The sequence below is a fragment of the Streptomyces sp. NRRL B-24484 genome, assembly GCF_000717715.1.
In the GTDB taxonomy this organism is placed as follows: Bacteria; Actinomycetota; Actinomycetes; order Streptomycetales; family Streptomycetaceae; genus Kitasatospora.
Window position 1 is genome coordinate 99,205 of the sequence record NZ_JOAI01000037.1, and the last position, 15,696, is coordinate 114,900.

Sequence of the window (15,696 nt, forward strand, 5' to 3'; positions counted from 1 at the left end):
GTCCTCACGACCCCTCGGCCAGTGAGACGCGCAGTGGGAAGGCGCCTCACCCTCGCCTCGATCCTCGGTGCGGCGGGCCCGGCCACCAGGGTCGACGGGGCGGTCCGGGAGGGCCGTCCGGCCCTCCTCCGCGGGGCCCCTCGGGCCCACCGCGGCCGCGCCGGTGCGGCCGCGGTGCCCCAGTCGGGCGCCGTCGTCACGCAGCGCCGCTGTACGGTCGCCCGCATGGCTGACGAGATCTTCGGACACCCCCGGCTGGCGGCGATCCACGACGCCCTGGACCCGGACCGCACCGACCTGGACGCCTACCTCGACCTCGCCGGACGGATCGGCGCGACGCGGGTGCTGGACATCGGCTGCGGCACGGGCGTGTTCGCGCTCCTGCTGGCCGAACGGGGCATCGACGTGGTCGGCCTCGATCCCGCCCGGGCCTCCGTCGACGTGGCCGGGGCGAAGCCGGGCGCCGAACGCGTGCGCTGGGTCTGCGGCGACGTGACGGCCCTCCCACCGCTGCAGGTGGATCTCGTGACGATGACCGCGAACGTCGCCCAGGCGATCGTGGCCGCGGACGACTGGCGGCGGACCCTGGCCGCCGCCCGGGCGGCCCTGCGGCCGGGCGGGTATCTGGTGTTCGAGAGCCGGGACCCCGCCGCGCGCGCCTGGGAGTCGTGGAACCGCGCGGCCTCCCGGCGGGTCACCGAGGTCCGGGGCGTCGGTCCGGTCGAGAGCTGGGTCGACCTGGTCGAGGCGGGGCCGCACCTCGTCACCTTCCGCTGGACCTACGTGTTCGCCGCGGACGGGGACCGCCTCACCTCCGATTCGACGCTGCGGTTCCGGGACCGCCGGGAGATCGAGGCCGACCTGGCGGCCTCGGGCTTCACCGTGCAGGAGGTCCGGGACGCACCCGACCGCCCCGGCCGGGAGCTCGTCTTCGTCGCCCGGCGGCCCTGACCGCACGGGCCCGGGGCCTCGCGGGCCGGGGCGGCCGTCCCGGGCCGGCGCGGGTGTGCCCCGTCTCCCGGGCCGGGGCGGCGTTCCCGCGGTGCCTCAGCCGTCCAGCCGGACGGGCTGCCAGCGGTAGGCGGCGTCCTCCTGCCAGCACTGCAGCTCGTCCTCCACCACCGCGGCCAGGCAGAGCCGCCAGTCGTCGCCGACCGTCAGCGCGACCCGGGTGGCCGGCCGCAGGGTGGGCCGCCACCAGCGGGGCCGCCGTGCCCCGCCGGACGCGGGCAGGCGCAGCCGGACGCCGCCGGTGCCGGCGAGCGCGATCGTCGGGCCGCCGCGGTGGCCCGCCATCGCGACGCCGAGGGCGGGCTCGGACTCGCCGATCTCGACCGGGGCCGCGCCGCTGCCGAGCGGGTACAGCCGGGCGGTGCCGTCGGGGCCGAGGACGACGGCCTGGGGCCCGGCGGAGGACCGGGCCAGCGCGGCGCCGCGGGCGCGGGCCGGTGCGGCGATCCGCTCGGGCCGGCTGCCGGAGCCGATCCGCCAGCAGAGCACCCGGTCCTGGTGCTCCACGAGGACGGACCACGTGCCCGCCCGGTCCTCGGCGGCGGCGAGCACCCGGTCGGCCGGGCAGCCGGACAGTTCCTGCCCGGTGACGGTGACCCCCGGCGACCAGCGGAAGGACTGCAGGGCGCCGGACCGCGCCGTCCACACCACCAGCTCCGCGGAGGAGTTGACGGCACCGGCCGCACCGGCGACGCCGCGCGCCACCTCCCACCAGCCGGAGCGGTTGCCGACCCAGAGCGCGCCCGCGCCGTCCTCGGCGAAGACGGCGAGTTCGGCGGCCCGGCCGGCGCGGCCGACCACGAGTTCGCGGACCGTCGGCGGGCCCTGGCTGGTGCGGGTGGCCGGGAGTTCCGGCGGTGCGAGCCCGGGGCCGGTGTAGCCGACGCCGTCCGAGCCGCCGGAGACGACCAGCGGCCGGCCCGCGGTGTCCGGCAGCACGGCGAGGCAGGAGGTGCGCGGCAGCGGCCGGTGCGCGCGCAGGAGTTCGCGTCCGCGGGCGGCCCAGGGGCCGAGCGGGGCGGGGCGGCGGTCCGGGTCGTGGTGCAGCGGTTCGGCGACCCAGTCGGCGAGTTCCGTGCTGAAGCCGGCCGCCACCAGTTCGCGGCGGGCCTGCTCGACGGCCGTCCGCTGGTCGAGCCGGCCGTGTTCGGGCAGCAGCAGGCTGCGGGCCAGCGTGCCCACCGCGAACAGGTCCTTCGCGGTGGCCGGGAAGCCTCCGACCTGCTCGGCCTCCGGCGGTACGTGCCCGGGGGTGAAGACCGCCACCGTCAGCGTCCGGTCCAGCGGTGCGAGGAAGGTCAGGTCGATCAGTTTGACCCGGCCCTCCGGCTCCACCAGCACGTTGGCGGGCGAGATGTCACGGTGCACCCAGCGCTTGCGGTGGAGTTCGTCGACGATCCGGCAGAGCCGGACGAGCACGTCGGCGACCGCCGGCAGGCCGTCCCGGTTGGCCCGCGCCCACCGGTGCAGCGGCACCCCCTCGACCCAGGGGGAGATCTGGTAGCCCATCACCCCGTCACCGGGCGGGCTGCCGGGCCGGTGCGGCGAGGGGCCGAGCAGGAAGCTCGGCACCACGAGGTCGGTGACGGCGAGGCGGTGGGCGTTGTGCGAGACGTCGTCCCAGCGGCCGAGCCAGCGGCGCACCTCGGACGGGTCGCGCTCCAGCATGATCTTGGCCGCGACGAGTTCCTTGAGCCCGCTGCGGCCGGTGCGCACCGCGCGCCACACCTCGGCCTCTCCGCCGCGGTGCACGAACTCCGACAGTTCGTACTGCTCGGGATCGAACTCCGGCCCGAACCGCAGCCCCGGCACCCAGCGTGACTCCGACACTCCGCCCCCCGCCTGAACCGGTCGGTCCTGCCCTCCCGACCCCCACGATAGTGCTTTTTCCTGCCCGGATGTCCTGGGGGCGGCCTATTCTGATCTCGCCAGAACACCGGTTGACAGTACGTCAAGGTGGCCGGTTCCATGCTCAGTTGTTCATGGACCCGATCGAACGGACCGCAGGGGGAGACTGCATGGCGCTGTTCGCGCTGCTGCTGATCGCGGTGGCACTCGCCGGTGTGGGGGGCTTCGTCCTCGTCCGCCGCAGACGTGCCCTCGACACCGCTTCGGCGGCCAAGGCACTGGCCGCGGCGTCGGCCCGGCTCGCCGCCGGGCGGACGGAACAGGCCCGGCGCCGGTATGCCCGGATCGCCGAGCGGCTCGCCCTGGCGCCGCCGCACCTGCGGCCGCTGCGCGGCACCGCGCTGGCCGGCCTGGCCCAGGCCACCGAGGCGCTCGGCGACCGGGCGACCGCCCTCGGCCTGTGCCGCGAGGCCTTCCCGCTGGTCGGCGTGCCCGACACGCAGATCCCCCGCTGGGGCCTGCGGGGGCTCGCGGAGGCGGAGACCGCGGCCGGCCGGCCCGACCTCGCGCCCGTCCTCGCCTTCCTGCGCGCCGTCGACCGCGGCCCGGAGCCCGGCGAGGAGGCCGACTCCGCCGCGCGCGTCCTCGACTGGCTGCAGCGCCGCTGCCGGGACGCCGCCGCCGCCGAGCGCGACGGCGCGACCGCCGCCGCGCTGAAGGCGCTCCCCGGACGGGACTGGCCGGTCCTGGCCAGGTCGGCGTTCCTGCGCGACGCGGGGCGGCCGGGCGAGGCCGAGGCCGTACTGCTCGCGGCCGCGCCCGGCGGCAGCGGCGAACTCTGGTTCCGGCACGGCGCCCGCCTGCACGGCGCCGGACGCAACGACGAGGCCGTCGAGGCCTTCGGCCGTGCCGTCGAGCGCGGCACCGGCGAGCCCTCGCCGTGGGCCCGCGGGGCGTCGCTGCGCGCCGAGGCGCTGCTCTTCCGCGGCCTGGCCCGGCAGTTCCTCGGCGACCACGCCGGCGCCGGCACCGATCTCGCGGACGCCGCGGCGGCGGCCCCGGCCGACCCCCGCACCCACTACGCGCTGGGGCGGCTCGCCCTGCTGCTCGACCGGGACGACGAGGCGCACGGCCATTTCACCGCGGCCCAGGCCGCGCAGCCCGGCCACACGCCGTCCCGGCTCGGCCTCGCCCTGCTCCACGAACGGGCCGGCCGGCCCGCGGAGGCCGCCGCCGGCTACCGGACGGCCCTGGAGGCGTACCCGCACTGGCAGCCCGCCAAGGTCCGGCTCGGCGCCGCCCTGCTCGCCGCCGGCCGCACCGGTGAGGCCGAGCCGCTGCTGCGCACGGAGGCCGGGGCCGGCCACCCGTGGAGCCCCGCCGCCGCCTTCCACCTCGGTCTGGCGCTGGCCCGCGGCGGCGACCCGGAGGGTGCGGTGGAGCACTGGGAGCCGCTGCGCGACCCCGGCCTGCCCGCCCTGCCGGCGCTGCTGTCCGGGCAGCGCGACGTGCTCGCCCGCCGTCTGCTCGACGCCGACCCCGGCGCGGCCCGCGCCCTGTGGCAGCAGGCCGTCCTCGACACCCCGGACGAGCCGGGCCTGCGGCGCTCGCTGCGCGAGGCCGCCCTCCGCGAGGCCGCCCACCTGCTGCTCACCCGCCGCGACGACCCGCAGGCGCTGGAGGACGCCGCCAACGCCCTCGCCCTGGCCGGCTCCCCGGCCTCCGGCGGGGACGGCCCGGCCGCCTCCGCCCGGGAGGGCAGGCTGCGGGCCGCGCTGGCCCTCGCCCGGGGCTCCGCGGACGGGCCGGACGCCCTGCCCGCCGACGCCGACGGCCCGCGCGACCTCTACCACCGGGCCTCGGGCGGCCTGCTGGCGGGCCGTGCCGTCCGTACCGTCGCCCTGCTCGCCCCGGTCGAGCCCGACCCGGCAGGCGACCCGGCCCTCGCCCAGCTGCGGGCGCTGCTCGCCGAACGCGCCGGCAACCACGCCGGCGCCGTCGACTGGTACCGCAGCCACCTGGCGAACCCCGCCGACCCGGCCCCGGCCGCGGCCCGGGGCGGCGGCTGCGCGGCCGCGCACGACACCCCCTGCGACCGGGCCGCCGAGGACGCCTGCGGCGGCTGCGGCCGGGAGGGCTGCGACACCCACCTGTACCGGCTTCAGTCCGACGGCTCGCCGCGCTGCAGCCGCTGCGCGGAGCGGTCCCTGCTCGCCGTGCTGGACTGCGCCCTGCGGGCGGGCCTGCCGCAGGAGGGCGAGCGGACGCTCGCGGCCTGGGCCGCCGTCCTGGGCGACAGCCCGGCCGGCGTCACCGTCCGTGCGGCGCTCTGCCTGCTGCAGGCCGACGACGACGACCTGGACGCGGCACTCGCCGCCCTCCCCGCCGCCGCGCACAGGGCCCGCACCACGGTGCTGGTCCGGCGCGCCGCCCGCGCCGTCGGGGCGGGACGGTTCGGGGACGCCGCCGGCGACCTGCGCGAGGCCGTCCGGCTGACGCCCGGCCATGCGCTCGCGGCCGAGGCCCTCGGGGTGCTCGCCGAGCACGAGGCGGCCCGCCACGCCGCGGAGGGCCGCTACCAGGAGGCCTGGGACTGCTACCACGCGCTGCTGCTCAAGGACCCGTCGCACCCGCGGCTGCTGCACGCGCTCGGCCTGGTGAGCTACCGCCTCGCGGCCGCCGCCCCGGCCCGGGGCATCCCGGCGCAGCGCGGCCCGCAGGAGGCCGCGGGGGCCCGTCCCACCGCACCGGACCGGGACGACCGGGCCGAGGACCTGTGGCACTGGGTCATCGGCTGCCTCGTCCCCTCCCTGCACCTGCCCGACGTGTGGGACGCCGCCGCCCACGTCACCGGCCGGGACGCCGAACCGCCGCGGGTGGCGGCCGCCCGGGCCGCCCTCACCGACCGGCTCCGCACCGACCTGCGCACCCTGGACCAGGCCGACGGCCGGAGCGGCGACGAGGTCGACGCCTGGACGGTCCGGCTCGGGATGGAGGTCCGCTGCGCCGAGGCCTTCGCCGAGGACGAGGTCGGGATCGGTCGGCCCGACGGCGGCAGCCACCGGCTCGTCGTCGGCCCCGTTCTCGAACGGCTGCTGCGGACCTCCCCGCCGAGCAGCGAACTCTCCGCCTGGCAGGGCGCGTTCGAGTACGCGGTGCTCCCGTGGCGCAAGCCCGGGCCGTACGGCGTCCACCCGCTGACGCACGCCCTCGGCCTGTTCGACGACCTCGGGCCGCAGCGCTACCTTCTGCTCCAGGGCCGGCACGCCGCGGCGGTCTCCGCCCTGGAGACCGCGGACGGCACGGAGCCCGACGAGGTCCGGCAGCAGCTGCTGCGCGAGGCCCTCACCAGCCAGGCCGCCGAACACCACCGCCACCAGGAGTGGCGCGAGGCCCTGGAGTGCCTGACCCGGGCCTGCACCCTGCCCGGCCCCGAACTCACCGGCGAACTCGCCGCCCTCGGCGCCGACGCCGGTCTGCGCGCCGCCCGCGCCCTGCTCAAGGAGCACGACGACGACCAGGCCGGCGCGGCCGAACTGCTGGAGCAGGCACTCGCGCTGTCCCCCGGCCACCGCGAGGTCCGGGAGAACCTCGGCGCCGCGTACGCCCAGCTCGCCCGCAAGGTCAACAACGAGACGAAGGACTACCGGCAGGCGCTGGTCCTGCTGCGCAAGGCGCTCGCACTGGCCCCGGACGACCCGACGGCCCACCACTTCCTGGTGGCCGCCCTGCGCAACCTGGCCACCGAGGTGAGCGTCCTCGGCCCCGGCGGCGAACTGGTCGAGGCCACCGACCTGTGGCAGGAGCTCACCGAGCTCGACGACGAACCCGAGGACCGGGCGGGCCTGGTGTACGTGCTGCAGCTCCGCTCGCTCACCGCCGCCCTCGACGACCGGCGCGGCGAGGCCGTCGCGCGGATGGCGGAGGCGCTGGCGGCCGACCCGGAGTTCGACGGCGACCCGGACGCCGAGGCACCGCGCCGCGTCTCGGTGGTGCTGGCCAACCACGTGCTGGAGAAGTACCAGGACCGGCCGTTCAACGAGCGTGCCTCGATGCTGCGGCGCGCCCAGACGTACGACGACTCCGGCGAGATGCGGGCGGTGCTCGTCAACGTGTGGCGCAGCGAGGCCGCGACGGACTTCGAGGCCGACCGGTTCACCGACGCCGCCACGCTGCTGGAGCAGGCCCTGGAGATGGCGGGGTCTGCGGACGCCAAGGCCAACATCCGCAAGGAGCTGGGTGTCGTCTACGGCGCCCACGCCGTGCGCAACGCCAACGCCCGCCGGTTCGTGGAGGCCCGGAAGCTGATCGGCAAGGCCGTCGCGCGCGACCCGGACGACTCGGGCCTGCGCAGCCTCAAGTACCGGATCGACCGCCTGCGCTGACGGATCCGACCGCCCCTGCCCGAGTCCCCACGACCGCCCGACGACCGCCCGAGTCCCCACGACCCTCCGGAGAGGTCGCGGAGCCGTCCCGAAGCCGTTCCGACAGCCGTTCCCGCAGCCGGTTGCGCCCGTCCGTGGCCGGCTGCAGCCGGAGGAGGAGAGACCGCCGCCATGCCCCTGCACGAACCGTCCCCGTACGAGGTCCTGGGCATCCCGCCCACCGCGGGCGTGCGCGAGATCAACCTCGCGGTGGGCCCGGCCATGCGGCAGGGCCGCCACACCCGCCAGGAGATCCAGGACGCCGCGGCGCTGCTGCGCAACCCCGACCGCCGCCTGGAGCTGGACATCCAGCAGCTGCTGCCGCCCGACCCGGTCGACGGGGTGGCCGAGTTGCTCCACCCGGTGCTGGAGGAGCCGCTGCTGGTCGTGGACCGGCCGCCGGCGACACCGGCGGCGCTGCTGGTCGTCCGCCGCGAGGAGCTCACGGTGGACTTCGCGGAGCCGGCCCCCGCCTCCACCGCCGCCGAACCGCCCGTACCGGCGCGGTTCGCCGCCGACCTGTCGGTACTGCCGCCGATCGAGATCCCGGAGTGAACGCCATGACGACCCAGGAATCCGGCACACCGGTGCCGACCGCCGCACCGCTGGACGTGCCGCAGCGGGCCCTCGACGTCGACCTGGCGCAGGCGTTCAGCCAGTTGCTCTTCCGGGCGTCGCTGCTGCAGCGGCTGCGGGACGACGAGGCGCGCGCCGCCCGGGCCGCGCAGCGCGACCTGCTGGGCCTGCTGGTCGACGTGGACGACGCCCTGGCGGCGCTGAGCCTGGACCCGGAGCTGGCCCGGCTGGGCCGCACCTCCGGCATCGAGGCGACCCGGCGCCGGCTGCTCGGCAAGCTGGCCAAGGCCGGGGTCCGCCCGATGCGGCTGGAGGGGATGGCCGCGGATCCGGGGCTGTCCGAGATCGTCGGCACCGAGGCCCGGGCCGAACTGGAGCCGGAGACGGTCGTCCAGAGCGTGGTCACCGGCTTCTTCTGGAACGAGGAGGTGCTGCGCCGGGCCCAGGTGGTGGTCGCCACCACTCCCCCGCCGCAGTCCCTGGACGGCCCCGGGCCCGCCCCGAGCACCGAACCCGCCGAGGCTGCAGGGGCTGCAGGGAGCACCGAGCGGACGGCCGACGCACCGGCACCGACCGCTCCCGCGGGCACGGACAGCGCGACGGGCACAGGCACAGGCACGGGCACAGGCACGGGCAGGGCCGGCACCGCGGGCAGGAACCGCAAGACCTGGTCGAAGTCGTCGCGGGCCAAGCGGCGCAAGCGCTAGACACACAGGGGACAAGAGGGGAACGACATGTACCGCACTCTCGGTATCGACCTGGGCACCACCAACTCCGTGGTGGCCCAACTGCGCCGGGGCGAGCCGGAGATCGTCTTCAACCGGCAGAACCAGGAGGGCACGCCCTCGGTGGTGGGCCGGGGCCGCCGGGGGGAGCTGCTGGTCGGGTCGACCGCGCGGAGCCGGCTCGCCCTCGACGGCGAGAACGTGATCCGGTCGGTCAAGCGCTTCATGGGCCGCAAGTTCCGTGACCCGCAGGTGCAGGCGGCGCTCGACGAGCTCGACTACAAGGTGACCGCGGGCACCGACGGCGACGTGAACGTCTGGTTCGACGGCCGCTCGTACACGCCGATCGAGATCTCCGCGATCATCCTGCACCGGCTGAAGGAGGACGCCGAGCAGCGCCTCGGCGAACCGCTGCACCGGGCCGTCATCACGGTGCCCGCGTACTTCGGCGAGCGCCAGGTCGCGGCGACCCGGGAGGCCGGCCGGATGGCGGGCCTGCACGTGCTGCGGGTGATCAACGAGCCGACCGCCGCCGCCCTGGCCTACGGGATGACGGCCGAGGCCGGCGACGAGGGGCGTACCGTCCTGGTCTACGACCTGGGCGGCGGCACCTTCGACATCTCGATCCTGCTGCTGGTGCCCGGCTCGGTGTCGGTGCTCGGCATCGAGGGCGACAACCTGCTCGGCGGCGACGACTTCGACCGCGCCATCACCACGGCGCTGCTGGAGGACATCCGGGAGGAGTTCGGCTCGGACTACCAGCCGGACCGGCGGGACCGTCCGCGGATCGCCTCGGCCGCCGAGGTGGTCAAGATCGAACTGTCCAACCAGGAGGCGTCGGACGTCGTCCTGGCGGGCCTCGGCGCGGGTCAGCTGGTGCTGGAGACGGTGTTCGAGCGGCCCCGGTTCGAGGAGTTGATCGAGGCCCGGATCGAGCGGACCATCGAGCTGACCCACAAGGCGATCATGCAGGCCAACCTGACCGTCGGGGACATCGACGAGGTGCTGCTGGTCGGCGGCTCGACGTCGATCCCGCTGGTGGCGCGGCGGCTGGGCGAGGTCTTCGGGCCGAAGCGGATCCGGCGCGGCGTCAACCCGATGCAGTGCGTGGCGCTGGGCGCGGCGGTGCAGTCGGCCCTGGTCGCCGAGGTGGAGTGCCCGGAGTGCCGGACGCCCGCCGAACTGTCCGCGGCCTCGTGCGGGCAGTGCTCGGCCTCGCTGCTGGGCGGCGCCCGGGTGACCTGCACCGGCTGCCACCTGCCGGTGGACGCCGCCGCCGGCGCCTGCCCCAAGTGCGGGCAGCAGGTGGAGGGCGAGGCGGCCGCGCCGGTCGTGGCGGCCGTCGCCCGGACCCGCGACTGCGCGCGCTGCGGCACCCCGGCGGCGGCCGAGGCGACCGCCTGCAGCCTCTGCGGTGAGGCGCTGCCGGACTCCGGTGGCGGCGCCGCGGCGGCCTCGGCCGCGCAGGACATCGGTCTGCGCTGCGGCGGCTGCACGGCGGTGAACCCGCCCGGCACCGAGGTCTGCCCGTCCTGCGGCCAGTTGATGCAGGTGACCAACCCCTTCGACATCACGCCGAAGGACCTGGGCATCGAACTCAACGACGGCCGCCTGGCGGTGATCATCCCGAAGGGCACCGGCTACCCCACGAGCACGCCGGTCAGCCGGGAGTTCGTCGTCTCCGGCGGCGGACAGCAGCGCCTCGAAGTGGCCGTGTACGAGGGCGAGCAGCCGATCGCCCAGCAGAACGAGCTGATGGGCCACCTCACCCTGCGGCTGCCCGCCGGGCTCGGCGGACGGATCCCGGTCGAGGTGTCGTTCGGTCTCGACCAGGACCGCACGATCACCCTGTCGGTGCGGATCCAGGGCGGTGAGCAGCGGACGGTCAAGCTCGGCCGGGCCTCGCTCGACCCGGAGCTCAAGGTGCAGGTCGAGGAGCAGCAGCGGCAGATCGAGAGCTTCACCGACCGCTGGGCGAACGAGCTGACCGAGGCCGAACTCCGCGAGACGCAGCGGCTGATGGACACCCTCGACGACATGGCCGGCGGCCGGACGGGCGGCGAGTCGGTGGACGCGGCGCTGGAGCGGGCGCAGTTCCTGCTGAACGCGCAGCGCTGGGTGCGCAGCACCGAGGCGTACCTGAGCCTGTTCATCCTGTACTGCGAGAAGCACCTGGACGCGGGCGACCTGGGCCGGCTGCGGATGGTCGCGGCCGAGCTCCGGCAGCGCCGCGAGGCGGCGGACTGGGAGGGTGCGATGGCGGCGGCCGCCGCCGCGGACGAGCTGTGCGACTCGCTCGGCCACACCTTCCGGATGCTGACGATGTGCAACATCTACGTCAGCCAGAACATGGTGTCGCCCGCGCTCGGCCAGCGGATCCTGGCGGAACTGCGCGGTCTGGACTCCGCGGTGGAGTCGGCCAACATGGAGGCGGCGAACCGTCACAACTCGGCGCTGCTGGGCCTGTACGCGCAGGCGCAGCGCGAGATGGGCAAGGACAGCATGCCGGAGCAGGTCGGGCCGGTCCGCCCGGAGGAGGTCGATCCCCGATGACGGCCGTACCGCCGATCGAGGTGCCGTGCCCGCAGTGCGCGGTGCCCGCGGACCCTGAGAGCCTGCGCTGTCCGTCCTGCCGGGAGGATCTCGCGGCGCTCGTCCGGCTGCGGTACGCCGGGCGGATCGACTACAACGAGGCACTGGCGCACGTCGGCGCCGGGGAGGACGCGGCCGCCCTGGTGCTGCTGCGCCGCGCGGTGGCCCAGGAGCCCGGGCTGCGCCCGGCCCAGGACCTCCTCGCCGAGGTGTCCGCCCGCACCGGCACCTCCGGCACCTGAGCCCGCCCCGCCCGGCCACCGAGGGCCCCGCACCGACCACCGGCGCGGGGCCCTCCGCCGGCCGGCGGTGATCCGGAGCCCCGGCTCAGCCCTGGGTGGCGGGCAGCCAGCCGTGGACGGTGGGGAGGACCTGTTCGGCGATCCGGCGCAGGGCGTCCTGGTCCGGGGCTTCGTCGTCCTGGCGCCAGATGGAGAACTCGACGGTCTCGGCGTCCTCGTCGGGGCCGATGGCGACCGCGAGGTGGTGGGCGGTGCCGCCGGCCCCGGTGGTGGTCCTCCCGCCCTGGAGGACGAGGGCGAGGGTGGTGCTGCGGTAGACCGCTGCCGGGTGGCCGAGCACCGTGCGCGGCTGGGCGAGCAGGCTCCGGAGCCCGGTGATGTCCCGCACCGACAGGCCCTGGTTGTGGGTGATGCGGACGTTGACCGGCCCGATCTGCACCTGGGCGGAGGCGTCGAACTCCTTCGTCCCGTCGCCGTGGACGATCGGCCCGCCGCCGGACTGCGCGATCGAGACGTGCCGGTCCGGCGTGCCGAGCAGGGCGGGCAGGTCGGGGCGGTTGAGCGCCGCGCACAGTGCCGGGTACTCCGGCGAGTCGGTGTCCTTGGCCGCCTCGCACACCGCGGGCCTGCCGGCGTCGGCACGGGAGCCGGAGAACATGCCGGCGCCCCACATCCCGGCGATGACGGTCCCGACGAGCACGACCGCCGCGGCGGCCTGGACATCGGCACCCGGCCGGCCCCGCCCGCCCGCCACCTCCGGCCCGGCCGTGTCGGGCCCGGCCACCTCCGGACGTGCTGCCGTCTCGGACTCCATGCGCTCCCCCTCCTGCGAACCCCTCCCGATCCCATGATCACCGGACGGGCTGCGTCACCCTACTCGTTCCGCCGCCGCAGGCGCCGCGAATATCCGACCGGTCCCGCATCCCTGATGCCCCGCCACATACACGCCGCCCTCCCGGCCGATCGGCCGGGAACTGGCCGACTCCTGATCAGCTGTCAGGAGCGGGAGCCGTCGGGGAAAGTCAGGAGCGGGCGCCGAAGATCGCTGGGTATAGTGCAGGCGCTCTGCCCCGATGACCCGTCGCCGAGGAGGCCGTTCGATGGAACCCGTCACGCTGATCACCGGTGGCTCGACCGGAATCGGTGCCGCCACCGCCCGCGCCCTGCTCAAGCAGGGTCACCGCGTGGCCGTCACCGGACGCGACGCGGGCAAGCTGGCCGCCTTCGCCACCACCGCGGCGGCGGGCGAGCGGCTGCTGACGATCACCGGCGACGCCGGCGAAGCGGATGACGTCGCCGCCGCCGTCGGCCACGTGCTGGACACCTGGGGCCGGCTGGACAACGTCATCGCCAACGCCGGTTTCTCCCTGCCCGGCAACCTGGAGACCCACGCCCCGGAGGACATGCGCGCCATGATCCTCACCAACGTCCTGGGCCCCGCCCTGCTGATCCAGGAGACCCTGCCCCACCTGAGGACCTCCAAGGGCCGAATCGTGATCATCGGCTCGGTCGCCGGTGTCCGCCACACCCCCGGCAACCTCTACTCCGTCACCAAGTGGGCCGCCCACGCCCTCGCCGAGAACACCCGTCTCCTGGTCGGCCAGGACGGAGTCGGCGTCACCGTCGTCGCCCCCGGCATCGTGGACACCCCCTTCTGGCACGCCCGCGGCGGCACCCCCGAGGCAGCCGCCACGATGACCGCCGAGCAGCTCGCGGACACCATCGTGTTCGCCGTCAACCAGCCTACGGGCGTGGACATCAACCACATCACGGTGCGGCCGACGGGGCAGGCCGGCTGAGGCAGAGCTCCCGAGGGTCGTACGGGGATGCGCCCCCGGCGCCGCCGAGCACGGTGCTGCGCGGGCCGGGGGCGCCCCTAGAACCACGCCGCGCTGACGGCTCCCAGACCCGCCGCTGCCGCCCGTGCGTAGAAGGCGCGGGCGTCCGCGTCCCCCTCCGCGAGGTCCTGGCGGAAGTACGCCAGGGCCACCCGACTTCCGTTCCCGGAGCCGGCGGCCGCCGCGGCACCGCCGATCTCCCACAGGTCGTCGAAGGTGTGTGCGGCGAGGAACTCCGCCGCCCGCCGCACCTCGGCCGGCCCCATCAGGGCCATCACCGGGTCGCCGTACGGCAGCACCGGCTCGCCGCCGCCCATGGGCAGAGCGGCGGCGTCACCGCCCGGCAGGTGCGCTGCGCTCCGGTACAGCTCGTCGAGCCGGACGAAGCTCTTCGAGATGGTGAACCTGATGTCCGACGCGTGGTCCTCGTACGCGTGCCACCGCTCGGCCATGAACGCGGAGAGATGCTCCGCGCCCTTCGTCAACTCGTCGGCGGAAACGGCCTGGACGTGCAGGTCGTAGCCCATCGTGGGTCCTCCTCGTGCGCGGTGCGGCGGTCGCCCCGCCGTGATCTTCGCGCCGCAGGCTAGTCCCCGGTTCGGACACTCCCGGTCCGGTGGCGTGCGTGCTCGCCCGGTTGGCGGCGAGGGCCGGGGGAAGACGACGGCGCATGGCAGATGACTCCCGTGCGCGCGGTCGCAGCTCCGCGGCGCCGGCACCCGACGGCCGGTCCGACGTGGACGGCCCCTCGGAGATTCCGGCGCGCGGCTGGTGGCGGGTGCTGAAGCGCACCGTGCGCGAATTCCTCTCCGACGAGCTCCCCGACCGGGCGGCCGCGCTCACCTACTACGGCATCCTGGCGATCTTCCCCGCGCTCCTGGTCCTGGTGTCCGTCCTCGCCCTGGCGGGCACCTCCGCGACCGAGACCGTGCTGGCCGACCTGCAGTCGCTCGCCCCCGGCTCGGCCCGCGACGTCCTGCACGACGCGATCGGCCAGTTGCAGAACGGCCGGGGCACCGGGGGCCTCCTCGCCGTCGTCGGCATCGCCGGCGCCCTGTGGTCCGCGTCCGGGTACATCGGCGCGTTCATCCGCGCCGCCAACGCCGTCTACGACGTCCGCGAGGGCCGGCCGCTCTGGAAGACCACGCCGCTGCGGATCGGCCTGACGCTGCTGACGATGGTCCTGCTCGTGGCGAGCGCCGCGATCGTCGTGTTCACCGGCCGGCTCGCCGAACGCGCCGGGGACCTGCTGGGCCTGGGCAGAACCGCCGTGACCGTCTGGTCGATCGCGAAGTGGCCCGTCCTCGTGGTCCTCGTGTCGCTCATGATCGCCCTGCTGTACTGGGCGGCTCCGAACGTCCGCAGCCGCGGCCTGCGCTGGACCTCCCCCGGCAGCCTGCTCGCCGTCCTGCTCTGGCTCGCCCTCTCCACCGGCTTCGCCGCCTACGTCGCCAACTTCGGCTCGTACAACAAGACCTACGGCACCCTCGCCGGCGTCGTCGTCTTCCTGGTCTGGCTGTGGCTCAGCAACCTGGCGATCCTCCTCGGCCTCGAACTCGATGCCGAACTCGCCCGCGAACAGGCGCTCCGCTCGGGCCGGCCCTGCGCCGACGAACCGTACGTCGCACCCCGCGACACCCGCACCTGGCCCGACGAGGAGGACGGCCCGGAGCCGTGCGAGCCCTGACGGCGCCCCTGCCCGAGCAGCCACCGGGGGCTGCGGGGGCGGACCGTGACAGGATGTCCCGTCATCGTTCCAGGGGTGCGACCCGGCGGAAGGCGTGGAAGTTCGTGATCTCCGACCACCAGCGGCGCCTGCGCGAGCGGCTGCTGTCCGTCCCCGTCGTCCCGCCGCCCGCGCCGTGGCGTCCCGTCGCGGAGCGGTCCATCCCCGTCGGCGGGCTGCTCGGCATCGGCTTCGCCCCCGCCCCGGACGACGGCCGCGACCTGGTCATGGCGGTCTCGGTCGCGGGTCACGGGCTGTTCGACGCCGTCACCGGCGAGCGGATCGCCCGGGACCGTGATCCCGACCCCGACGACCTCACCCCGGACGCCCGGCCGGACCTCTCCTGCCCCGGCCCCGGCCCGCTCGCCGGGACCAGGGTCCGCATCGCCGGACTGTTCGGCGGCGGCCTGCACACCACCACCTGGGACGGGTGGACGCTGGAGGTCGTCAGCCCCGAGTGGCCGCACGACCGCGTCCTGCTGTCCACCGACGGCGGCGCGCCGCACAACGGGCCGCACGGCGAGTGCTGGTGGCACGTCTTCGACTCCACCCGGTCGGAGCTGCGGGCCGCCGGCTTCTCCCCGTCCGGACGCACCCTCGCGGTCGCCACCAGCAGCGACCTGACCCTCTGGACCCGCCCCGCACCCGACACCCTCGACTGAACCGGCCCCGCTCCGGTCCGCCGCGGGCCGACCCCCTCCGGGACTCCGTACA

Annotated in this window: 12 protein-coding genes; 9 read left to right on the forward strand and 3 right to left on the reverse strand. The window is 75.8% G+C overall.

The genetic code is table 11. The features are described 5' to 3' along the window. Window positions 1-225: 225 nt before the first annotated feature. Window positions 226-951 (forward strand): class I SAM-dependent methyltransferase, encoded by a 726-nt coding sequence (locus tag IE98_RS0128645; RefSeq protein WP_030273870.1) that lies wholly within the window; start codon window positions 226-228, stop codon window positions 949-951. Window positions 952-1,047: 96 nt separating this feature from the next. Here IE98_RS0128645 and IE98_RS0128650 read toward each other — a convergent pair whose 3' ends face one another. Further along, a complete protein-coding gene (locus IE98_RS0128650) occupies window positions 1,048-2,841 on the reverse strand; it encodes a serine/threonine protein kinase (RefSeq protein WP_159401102.1) in 1,794 nt (597 codons plus the stop codon). Between the two features lie 188 nt (window positions 2,842-3,029). Between IE98_RS0128650 and IE98_RS0128655 the strand changes: the two genes are divergently transcribed. From IE98_RS0128655 to IE98_RS0128675, 5 genes are all read left to right on the forward strand, one after another. After that, entirely contained in the window at window positions 3,030-7,244 is a 4,215-nt protein-coding gene (locus tag IE98_RS0128655) for a hypothetical protein (RefSeq protein ID WP_030273873.1), read from the forward strand. A gap of 171 nt (window positions 7,245-7,415) precedes the next feature. Continuing rightward, complete coding sequence (locus tag IE98_RS0128660) at window positions 7,416-7,838, forward strand: hypothetical protein (RefSeq protein WP_030273876.1); 423 nt, start codon at window positions 7,416-7,418, stop codon at window positions 7,836-7,838. A 5-nt stretch (window positions 7,839-7,843) separates the two neighbouring features. After that, window positions 7,844-8,566, forward strand: coding sequence for a nucleotide exchange factor GrpE (locus tag IE98_RS0128665; RefSeq protein WP_030273877.1), 723 nt, complete (start codon window positions 7,844-7,846; stop codon window positions 8,564-8,566). Window positions 8,567-8,593: 27 nt separating this feature from the next. Next, a complete protein-coding gene (locus tag IE98_RS45170; protein ID WP_052391083.1) occupies window positions 8,594-11,137 on the forward strand; it encodes an Hsp70 family protein in 2,544 nt (847 codons plus the stop codon). Then, window positions 11,134-11,418 carry a hypothetical protein gene (locus tag IE98_RS0128675; RefSeq protein WP_030273881.1) on the forward strand — a complete coding sequence of 95 codons (285 nt, stop codon included), beginning with the start codon at window positions 11,134-11,136 and terminating at the stop codon, window positions 11,416-11,418. The genes IE98_RS45170 and IE98_RS0128675 overlap by 4 nt, the downstream gene beginning before the upstream one ends. A gap of 85 nt (window positions 11,419-11,503) precedes the next feature. Here the strand turns inward: IE98_RS0128675 and IE98_RS43245 are convergent, their stop codons facing one another. Continuing rightward, the gene (locus IE98_RS43245) at window positions 11,504-12,232 is read right to left on the reverse strand and encodes a DUF6215 domain-containing protein (protein ID WP_052391084.1); all 729 of its coding nucleotides are present in this window, start codon (window positions 12,230-12,232) and stop codon (window positions 11,504-11,506) included. Between the two features lie 286 nt (window positions 12,233-12,518). On the opposite strand from IE98_RS43245, the gene IE98_RS0128685 reads away from it, so the two are divergent. After that, window positions 12,519-13,217 (forward strand): SDR family oxidoreductase, encoded by a 699-nt coding sequence (locus IE98_RS0128685; protein ID WP_078661378.1) that lies wholly within the window; start codon window positions 12,519-12,521, stop codon window positions 13,215-13,217. A 77-nt stretch (window positions 13,218-13,294) separates the two neighbouring features. On the opposite strand, the gene IE98_RS0128690 is transcribed toward IE98_RS0128685, so the two are convergent. After that, complete coding sequence (locus IE98_RS0128690; RefSeq protein ID WP_030273888.1) at window positions 13,295-13,783, reverse strand: hypothetical protein; 489 nt, start codon at window positions 13,781-13,783, stop codon at window positions 13,295-13,297. 143 nt (window positions 13,784-13,926) lie between these two features. Between IE98_RS0128690 and IE98_RS0128695 the strand changes: the two genes are divergently transcribed. Further along, window positions 13,927-14,943, forward strand: coding sequence for a YihY/virulence factor BrkB family protein (locus IE98_RS0128695; RefSeq protein ID WP_078661379.1), 1,017 nt, complete (start codon window positions 13,927-13,929; stop codon window positions 14,941-14,943). A gap of 53 nt (window positions 14,944-14,996) precedes the next feature. Continuing rightward, entirely contained in the window at window positions 14,997-15,644 is a 648-nt protein-coding gene (locus IE98_RS0128700) for a hypothetical protein (protein WP_420706227.1), read from the forward strand. Window positions 15,645-15,696 lie beyond the last annotated feature (52 nt).

Excerpts from the sequence above, each read along its gene's own strand:
- IE98_RS0128665 (WP_030273877.1), top strand. The coding sequence starts at position 7,844 with ATGACGACCCAGGAATCCGGCACACCGGTGCCGACCGCCGCACCGCTG.
- IE98_RS45170 (WP_052391083.1), top strand. The coding sequence starts at position 8,594 with ATGTACCGCACTCTCGGTATCGACCTGGGCACCACCAACTCCGTGGTG.
- IE98_RS0128690 (WP_030273888.1), bottom strand. The coding sequence starts at position 13,783 with ATGGGCTACGACCTGCACGTCCAGGCCGTTTCCGCCGACGAGTTGACG.
- IE98_RS0128695 (WP_078661379.1), top strand. The coding sequence starts at position 13,927 with ATGGCAGATGACTCCCGTGCGCGCGGTCGCAGCTCCGCGGCGCCGGCA.
- IE98_RS0128655 (WP_030273873.1), top strand. The coding sequence starts at position 3,030 with ATGGCGCTGTTCGCGCTGCTGCTGATCGCGGTGGCACTCGCCGGTGTG.
- IE98_RS0128660 (WP_030273876.1), top strand. The coding sequence starts at position 7,416 with ATGCCCCTGCACGAACCGTCCCCGTACGAGGTCCTGGGCATCCCGCCC.
- IE98_RS0128675 (WP_030273881.1), top strand. The coding sequence starts at position 11,134 with ATGACGGCCGTACCGCCGATCGAGGTGCCGTGCCCGCAGTGCGCGGTG.
- IE98_RS0128645 (WP_030273870.1), top strand. The coding sequence starts at position 226 with ATGGCTGACGAGATCTTCGGACACCCCCGGCTGGCGGCGATCCACGAC.
- IE98_RS0128685 (WP_078661378.1), top strand. The coding sequence starts at position 12,519 with ATGGAACCCGTCACGCTGATCACCGGTGGCTCGACCGGAATCGGTGCC.
- IE98_RS0128700 (WP_420706227.1), top strand. The coding sequence starts at position 14,997 with ATGTCCCGTCATCGTTCCAGGGGTGCGACCCGGCGGAAGGCGTGGAAG.
- IE98_RS43245 (WP_052391084.1), bottom strand. The coding sequence starts at position 12,232 with ATGGAGTCCGAGACGGCAGCACGTCCGGAGGTGGCCGGGCCCGACACG.